We start from the raw sequence: 8,721 nt of genomic DNA on the forward strand, positions 1-8,721 counted from the left end.
AAAAGAAGGTAGATTATGAAAATACTATTAACCATTATTGTTATTTTAATCTTGTTAGTTATTGGCACTTACTGTAATACCTTATTCCGGGGACGTCCTTTAATCTGGAAACAGGTCCTAAGTCAATTAATGATGCCTACGGATTCACAAGTTGCGATCCTCGGGTTAAACTACGCTGGTTTGTTTATTGACATTGCTAAAATGCTTAAAGCTCCCGGTAAGGTCACTGGGGTAAACATTGGTAATGACAATGTGATAAAACAGGAGCAGCAACGGATTAAGGATCATCAGGTTGCTGATCGGGCAAAGTTAGTTGATGGTAGTTTAGTAAATTTACCGTTGGAAAGCCGTCACTACGACTATGTTCTCTCAGCATTTACTTTCCATAGTGTTAGTCCTGCAATTAATCGCGGACGAGCAATTCAGGAGGCTGCTCGGGTAATGAAGCCTGAAGGGACACTTGTAATTGTTGACTTTGGTGACCTTCAGCAGTATCGTCCACTCCTCCATCGGCTTGGTTTCCAAAATGTGCGGATAATTCCTACCGGCATGGATGGCTGGTGGGGCGGTCCATGGTTGAAGACAGGTATTTTGGTAGCAAAACGATAAAAAAGTAAATGAAAAGTCCTTAGCAGTTCGACTAATTTTGAACACTAAGGACTTTGTTATTTTAAATTAAATCTATTAGAAGAATAGTTTACTCATGATAATCATAAAGATCAGCAGGCAAGTTGAACTAATTACAGCAGCACCAAAGACGGCACCACCACGTTTGAAGATCACCTTAAAGTTAACGGAAATTCCAAGAGCTGCCATTGCCATTCCCAAGAAGATGTAGGCTGCTTGAACAAGGCCATCAATCAATCCTGCAGAAAGTGGTAAGAATGTTCCAAGAATACTGGTAAGGATAAAACCACCAAGGAACCAGGGAATTGGAAGCTTTTTTGGTGCTTGTTCGTGCTCCTCAATACTTTCCCGAACTAGTCGCCGTTGGTACCAGTAACCAACAATGAGAGCCACTGGAGCCAGGAGAAGGACCCGGGAAAGCTTCATGATTAAGGCATTATCTAGGCTAGCTTCACCAAAGGCCCCTCCGGCAGCAACTGCGTGGGCAATTTCGTGGAGCGATCCCCCAGCAACAATCCCAAATTGGGGATCAGTAAGGCCGAAGAAGTGGTTTAAGGCCGATTTCAACTAGTGTAAAGACCGTTCCCATTACACAAACAACCGCAACTGCAAGAACTTCATTTTCGCGTTTTCGTTCTTCATCAGTAGTTTCAATTTGTGGTGAAACTCCCATTACGGCAGCGGCACCACAAATCCCACAGCCACAGGCAGAAAGAATTGCTAGCTCATCTTCTGCACCGAACTTGCGACTTAACCAGTATGTCAGGCAGATCGTCCCGGTAACACCGATCATGGCTACCAGGATAGTTTTAACTCCGGCTTGGGCAAGGGCTTCAAGATTTAGTCGAAAACCCAGTAGGATAATTCCCAGCCGTAAAAACTTGTTTGAAATAAAGCCCATTCCTGACTTTGCTTCTGTTTGAAGTTTGCTTGGTGTTAATTGCATTGCAATCCCCAGTAGCAAGGCGATTACTAAAGCACCAATTAGGTTAACATACGGTAATTTAGCTAAAAGAACTCCGGCAACCGCACAGATTAGGGTCATGATTGCGGCTAACCAGAAGCTCTTAGTTTTTATAATTGACATTATCTAATAAATTCCCTCTCTTTAATCCTGTATAACTTTAGCAGATTCATGAGCATAAACAAGAGGATTGGGTAATAAAAATTAATGTAAACGATTACTTAGATGATTTTCCTTGCAGACGCTTTTAAAAAGCAAGAAAATAAGGGTGTTACTAAAAAAGGAGCGATATTAATGGATATTCAAAACGTTTCACTATTTCAATCTTATTCTTCCCTTGATGTTTACCACAGTAATAGTGATGAACCGCTTCCTGGAGTTGTCATCATCCCCGGTGGCAGTTACAACAAGATTATGGAGCGCGATTCCGAGCGGGTAGCAATTACCCTTGCTAGTCACGCTTTTCAGGCTTTTGTCGTTCGTTACCCGGTGGTTGAGCATAAGGACTACCAGGCGGCCAAGTCTGCTGTTGCCCAAGCATTTGATCATATTGTTGCCCATGCGCAAGAATTAGACGTTGATGTTAACCGCTTGGGAGTTCTTGGCTTTTCAGCTGGCGGCCAACTAGCTGCTGCATACGGTAATACCGCTCACACAAAGGCCAAGTTTGTAGGTTTAGGTTATCCGGTAACTAAGCCAACAATCGATCAACGGATGGGCGTTACTACAGAAGATGTTACTCGGTTAGTTAACAAGACAACGCCAGCAACATTTATCTGGGGATCGTTTAATGATGAACTAACCCCATTTGATGAACACATTCTCCCTTACGTCCAGGCATTAAGGGAGAATGATGTTCCGGTAGAACTTCATGAATTTAGTACAGGAAACCACGGCCTAGCATTAGCAAACGAGTATACGGGAATCGTAAATAATAACCGGACGGATGAACATATGGCGCTTTGGTTCCCACTATTTTTAGATTGGCTAAAGAGACTTGGCTAAATTATTAATTTCCTGTGGGTTAGGGACCAAACTGGAATGGTATAATATATTGGAGATAGATAATATCTTTAGAAAGGGAGTAATTAAATGGTAATGAATCCTAGCAAGTCTCAAGACGTCTGGAAAGATGCCGGTGAACATGTCCAATTTACGGTCCTTGAGTTAAACCGCAAAGATCAAGCAAAAGAACAAGAGGCAATCCAAGAGTTTGTTGATCGCTACCAAGCAATTATCCGCTCATTAAGGATCCGGGATAATAAAGGTAATTTAAAGACCGCACTTGGATTTAGTAGTGACGCGTGGGATTATCTTTTCCCAAATGCTCCTAAGCCTAAAGAACTTGAGCCTTACCAGACCCTTTCTGGTGAAAAATACACGATGCCAGCAACCAAAAGTGACATTTTCCTCCATATCCGGGCAAATGACGAAGCTGTTGTTTATGAATTGCTTCGCCAGTGTCGTCTTTTTCTGAAGGACTTCACCACAGTAGTTGATGAAACAAAGGGCTTCCGTTACTTTGAAGGTCGAGCAATTATCGGTTTCATTGACGGGACAGAAGCTCCTCAAGTTGAAGATGCTGCCCACTATGCCATCATTGGGGATGAAGACCCATTCTTTGAAAATGGCTCTTACGCCTTTGCTCAAAAGTGGCGTCACCACATGGACATTTGGAACCAACTTACAACCGAGGATCAGGAACGTGCTGTTGGTCGAAAGAAGTTTAGCGATCTTGAACTTGAAGATGGCGAAAAGTTTGCCAACGCTCATAACGTTGCCTCACAAGCAAAAATTAACGGAGTAGAACAAAAGATCGTCCGGATGAACGTTCCTTACTCTGATCCAGTTGCCGGCAATACCGGAACCTACTTCATTGGTTACTCACGTTATTGGAAGGTCACCAAAACGATGCTAGAGAACATGCTAAAGAAGAATGATTACCTTCTTTCATTCTCCGATATTCTTTCTGGCCAACTATTCTTCATCCCTTCTCGGCCATTACTTGAAAAGATAGCTGACGGTGAATTAAATTAAATTATTTGACAAATAAAAAAGCTAACGATTTGCTTCCAAACCAATTTATTTGGGAAGTGCTCGTTAGCTCTTTTTTATAAACATTAATTTATTTCTTCAGAAAATCAGGATCTTCAAATTTTGGGTTTGGATAGTGATAGAACCCTTGACCAGATTCTTGACCAACATGTCCGGCATCAATCATTTCTTTTAACTTTTGCGCAATGACTTGGTGGATCTCATCTTTGGTAGTCTGGTAGGCGTTTAATTCCATTTGATATGGGGTCCGTAAACCGACCATATCAAGGATCATGAATGGGCCCATTGGTGAATGGGTGGAAATCATCCAATCTTTATCAATTGTTTGGGGATCAGAAACGCCATTTGCCCATAATTGCATTGCAGAAGCAAGGAGGGGCATGAGAACAGCATTAAGGACATAACCATGTTGTTCTTTATGGAGTTCGATTGGAACCATCTTAATTTCCCGAGCAAATTCAACTACTTCTTGGTAGACAGCAGGATCGGTTTGGTTGGTTCCCATGATTTCAGCGACGTTAAACCGCCAAATCTTATTAGCAAAGTGCATGTGCAGAAACTTGCTTGGTCGATCAACAAATTTTACTAATTGACTAGGAACAAAGGATGAGGAGTTGCTAGCGAAGACTGTTTTTGCAGGAGCAACCTTAGAGAGTTCGGCATAGAACTTTTCCTTCAGTTCAAGTGACTCTGGAAGGGCTTCGATAACATAGTCTGCGGCCTTCACCGCTTCTTTAAGGTCAGTGGTAATTGTAGTGATATTGTCTAACCCAGCTTGAAATTCTTCATCGCTGAGGTTTAAATCCCTCTGGTAATCAGACTTTAGTGCGTTAATTCGGCTTTCAGCGGTATTAATATGGTGATTATAGACGGTAACCTTAAAACCACTGAGGGCAATCTGGTAGGCAATCTGGCTACCTAAGACCCCGGCACCGGCGACAGTAATATTTTTAAATGACATAGTGACGTGCTCCCTTCTACTTCTTTAGAAAATCAGGATCAGCAAATTCTGGATTTGGGTAGTGGTAGAATCCTTGACCTGATTCCAGTCCTTCGTGACCAGCGTCAATCATTTCCTTTAGCTTATCGGCAATCAGCTTAAACTCTTCTTGGTGACGTGCCTTATAAAGGTTATCGACAATGTTCCAAACCGTCCGTAAGCCAACATCATCAAGCATCATGAATGGGCCAACGGGTGAACCAGTAGAAATCATCCAATCCTTGTCGACGGTGTGAGGATCTGCAACGCCTTTTACCCAAAGGGCCATGGCACTAATTACAAATGGGATTAAGAGTGCATTAAGGACGTATCCTGGCTGCTCTTTATGGATCGGAATTGGTACCATCTTAATTGCGTGAGCAAAGTCAACAACTTCTTGGAAAACCTTCGGATCAGTTTGCTTAGTCCCCATGATTTCAGCGACATTGCATTTCCAAATCTTATTAGCAAAGTGCATGTGGAGGAACTTTGCCGGCCGGTCAACAAACTTAACTAGTTGACTTGGCACCATAGTTGAAGAATTGCTGGCAAAGACGGTCTTTGCTGGAGCTAACTGTGAGAGTTGTTTATAGAAATCTTCTTTGATTTCTAGCTTTTCTGGTAAAGCTTCAATTACGTAATCCGCATCCTTAACTGCTTCACTAAGATCATTTGTGAAAGTAAGGCGATCAAGACCAGCATTGAATTCTTCTTCGCTCAGGACTAAGTCTTTTTGGTAGCTTTCCTTTAATGCATTAACTCGTTTCTGAGCAGCATCTGGATTGAGGTCATAAGCAGTTACGTTAAAACCGTTTAGTGCCGTTTGATAAGCAATTTGGCTTCCTAAAACACCTGTCCCGGCAACCGTTACGTTTTGAAATGCCATTATATCAGCCTCCTACAATAAAACTAACAATACAACTTCATGTTTATCGTACCATAAAAGCGCTTTCAGTAACATTGTTTACTGGTGATAAAAAAATGGCGAAAGCAATTGCTTTCACCATTTTTATTATTTTCACCGAACATATTAATTGATGTTAATTGGAAAGGGATTATTATTCGGCTTATTTTTTAAATTACTTTTGGCTCATTACTTCTTCACCGTTAGCAGTGATAGTAAAGGTCTTGTTAGCAGCATCTGCATCTAAGACAGCAACGTTCTTGCCGTCCTTGTCCTTCCGAGTAATCTTGATAGTAGTTTCAGTTGGGGTTTCAACATCGATTGAACCATCAAGGTCAAAGGCAGCAAACTTGTTCCGCCATGAGAGAAGCTTCAAGAGGTTAGCAACAACTGGACGTTGAACTTCCTTGGCAACTTCTTCCTTAGTGTAGTAGTGACGGTTGATGTTCCGACCTTCCTTAGTCTTTTCAAGTAAGTCAAGGTCGTTTGAACCAGCCAATAAACCAACGTAGTAGATCATTGGAATACCAGGTGCAAAGACTTGGATAGCACGGGAAAGAAGGTAAGCATCATCATTGTCACCCAATGCTGAGTAGTAAGTAGAGTTGATTTGGTAAATATCAAGGTTGTGGTATTCAGCACTTGAGTACTTCCGCTTAACGTTAGCACCAACCTTGTATAATTCGTTAGAAGCATAATCAATTTCATCATCAGTTAAGATGTCCTTAGCATCAACAACACCGATACCATCATGAGTATCAAGGGTAGTGAATTGCTTCATTGGTGACATCTTCAACCACTTGGCAAGGCGGTTAGTTTTACCGGAGTAGAGAGTGTAAAGAGTGGTCATTGGTAATGCAAAGTCGTAAACGAAGTAACCATGGTCAGAAATCTTTTCTGGAATAGTGTAGTGTTCGTGGATTTCTGGCAAAATATCAGCCTTGTATGGAGCAAGAATATCACGAACTTCATTTAAGAGGTCCCAAATTTCTGGTTCAACGAAGAAGTCATTAGTGTCAACCTTCTTCACAGCGTAGGCAAAGGCATCCAAACGGATTAAGTCGGCACCGTGCTTAACCATGTCAGTTAAGGTTTGCTTGAAGAATTCTTGAGCAACCTTACTCTTAACGTTGATATCAATTTGTTCTTCACCGAATGTGTTCCAAAGGTGTTCCTTAGTACCATCATCGAAGTCGATTTCTTGTTCAGGGGCCTTGTCCTTCCGCTTGTAAATCATATCAATATCTTTTTGGGTAGGATGACCTTTACCAGCAGCTTCCCAGAACTTTTCCCAACGAATGAAGAAATCGTTGTACTTAGAATCATCATGGTTCTTCTTAAAGTCTTGGTACATTACTGACTTCTTGGAGATGTGGTTGATCATGAAGTCAAACATTAAGTAGTAGTCTTCACCTAAGGCTTCAACATCATCCCAGTTACCAAATGCTGAATCAACAACATCATAACGGTATGGTGCGAAACCACGGTCACCAGTTGATGGGAAGAATGGAAGTAAGTGAACACCACCGATAGCATCACCGATGTAGTTCTTAAGGACTTCATGAGTTTCCTTAATGTTCTTAGCCATTGAGTCAGAATAAGTAATTAACATTGCTTTGTTTTGAATAGGCATAGTGAAAAATCCTCCTAGTTAATTTTAATTAAGCTTTTTGTGCGTGACGACTTGCAAAGAAAATGATGATTCCGATTAGAATCAAGACAACACCATAAACCGGGAATGGAGCTGCAAGACCAAGACCACTTAATGGTTGACCAAGCAGATTGTTTGTCCATTGACCAATAGTTGGTGAGAAGAATGAACCAAAGTTAAATCCAATCAAACATAATGATGTAACTAATGGTTGACGGTTGGCAGGTGCCAAGTCAGGAAGTAAGTTGAAGATTAATGGTGAAACTAATTGAAGTGGGAACCCAATTAAGAGTAATCCAATAACCATTAATACGAAGTTATGACCGGCAAAACCAAAGAGGAAGTTTGAAAGGGCCATTAAGCCGAGGCCAAGGTAAACAGTTCCGAAGCCAAGACGCTTATTAATTGGTCCGTAGCAAATTCCACCAAGAGTTGCCCCAATCAACATCAGTGAAAGGAACATTGATGAGCCAGTGTATTGTTCACCATTGATGGCAACAGACAAACCAGGGAAGCGGTTTTCCATTCCCACGTAGTCAACAACCAATAGAAAGGCAAACAAAACAAGAAGGTAAACAACTGGGCTAATCTTTGTGATTTCTTGTGGCTTTTCATCTGTTAACTCTTCAGCTAAGTCATCTTCGGCAATATTGTCGTCTTGGGCTTTACTGTCATCTGGAACCCGCATTGCGAAGAAGAAGAGAGCAACGAATGCAAAGGCGTAAACAAGGAATGATGCATGCCAACCGGCATAGTTAAGAAGTAAACCGGCAACAGCAAGGGTACATGCTTGACCAATTTGTTCAGCAGCGGCCCGCCAACCAAGCATTTGAGCCCGAGTTTCACCTTGGTACCAAACTGAGATTAAGGAAATAGCTTGGGAGTTATATAACCCATACCCGGCACCCAAGATTAGGCGAGAAATCAAGATGATGATGTAGTTACTAATAAACATTGGAACCAACCCGGCAATCCCGACGATGGTAACACCAGTCATGATGATCTTTTTGTCAGAAATGTTAAACCATTGTTGAAGTAATGGTGAAAGGACAACGAAAATCATTACCGCAAATGAAGGAGTAGTAACCAAGTACTCCGATTGTGGTTGACTGATTCCTAATGCAGCCTTTAATTGAGGCAGTGAACCTTGAATGGCATAGGCACTAGTAACCATGAAGGAAACTGATAAGAAAGCGAGTTTGGTAACCATTGAATTTTTGTTATTCATAGTTCAATTTACTCTCCATATATTCAATTTTGATAAACGCTTATCATTTAGCTTGTGTGAATAATATACAATGGCAATTTTTGAATGTCAAACGTTTATCAAAGAAAATGTAATCATTTTCATTGTTATTAAATTGGTATATTATGAAAATGAAAATGAAAGCTTATGAGAATGCGAAAGCAGAAGTTTTTGTTATGAAAGTGAAAAAGTGAATAAGTAAAAAATATTTTTTAAACGGCAGATTGCAATAAATAACTTGAACAAATTTAGTGACGTAGATTAAGCAAGAAGATCTCAATTGGTGATCGCCAGT

At 41.1% G+C, this 8,721-nt stretch carries 7 protein-coding genes and 1 pseudogene; 3 read left to right on the forward strand and 5 right to left on the reverse strand.

Annotated elements, in window-relative coordinates; genetic code table 11:
* Nucleotides 1–15: 15 nt before the first annotated feature.
* Nucleotides 16–609: a class I SAM-dependent methyltransferase gene (locus H9564_RS07600; protein ID WP_191684899.1), complete on the forward strand. Its 594-nt coding sequence runs from the start codon at nucleotides 16–18 to the stop codon at nucleotides 607–609.
* A 75-nt stretch (nucleotides 610–684) separates the two neighbouring features.
* Here H9564_RS07600 and H9564_RS07605 read toward each other — a convergent pair.
* Nucleotides 685–1,714, reverse strand: a pseudogene (locus H9564_RS07605) (YeiH family protein).
* A 171-nt stretch (nucleotides 1,715–1,885) separates the two neighbouring features.
* Between H9564_RS07605 and H9564_RS07610 the strand changes: the two are divergent.
* Both H9564_RS07610 and H9564_RS07615 read left to right on the forward strand, forming a co-directional pair.
* Nucleotides 1,886–2,596: an alpha/beta hydrolase gene (locus tag H9564_RS07610; protein ID WP_191684900.1), complete on the forward strand. Its 711-nt coding sequence runs from the start codon at nucleotides 1,886–1,888 to the stop codon at nucleotides 2,594–2,596.
* A gap of 87 nt (nucleotides 2,597–2,683) precedes the next feature.
* Nucleotides 2,684–3,628, forward strand: a complete 945-nt coding sequence (locus tag H9564_RS07615; protein ID WP_191684901.1) for a Dyp-type peroxidase — start codon at nucleotides 2,684–2,686, stop codon at nucleotides 3,626–3,628.
* 88 nt (nucleotides 3,629–3,716) lie between these two features.
* Here H9564_RS07615 and H9564_RS07620 read toward each other — a convergent pair whose 3' ends face one another.
* The 4 genes from H9564_RS07620 to H9564_RS07635 all read right to left on the reverse strand — a co-directional run bounded on the left by H9564_RS07620 (nucleotide 3,717) and on the right by H9564_RS07635 (nucleotide 8,408).
* Nucleotides 3,717–4,607 carry a 3-hydroxyacyl-CoA dehydrogenase gene (locus H9564_RS07620; protein ID WP_191684902.1) on the reverse strand — a complete coding sequence of 297 codons (891 nt, stop codon included), beginning with the start codon at nucleotides 4,605–4,607 and terminating at the stop codon, nucleotides 3,717–3,719.
* Between the two features lie 16 nt (nucleotides 4,608–4,623).
* The gene (locus H9564_RS07625; protein WP_191684903.1) at nucleotides 4,624–5,511 is read right to left on the reverse strand and encodes a 3-hydroxyacyl-CoA dehydrogenase; all 888 of its coding nucleotides are present in this window, start codon (nucleotides 5,509–5,511) and stop codon (nucleotides 4,624–4,626) included.
* A 193-nt stretch (nucleotides 5,512–5,704) separates the two neighbouring features.
* Nucleotides 5,705–7,162: a sucrose phosphorylase gene (gene gtfA / locus H9564_RS07630; RefSeq protein WP_191684904.1), complete on the reverse strand. Its 1,458-nt coding sequence runs from the start codon at nucleotides 7,160–7,162 to the stop codon at nucleotides 5,705–5,707.
* Between the two features lie 28 nt (nucleotides 7,163–7,190).
* Entirely contained in the window at nucleotides 7,191–8,408 is a 1,218-nt protein-coding gene (locus tag H9564_RS07635; RefSeq protein ID WP_191684905.1) for an MFS transporter, read from the reverse strand.
* Nucleotides 8,409–8,721 lie beyond the last annotated feature (313 nt).

Origin of the sequence: Limosilactobacillus avistercoris (assembly GCF_014836425.1) — a bacterium.
Lineage (GTDB): Bacteria > Bacillota > Bacilli > Lactobacillales > Lactobacillaceae > Limosilactobacillus > Limosilactobacillus agrestimuris.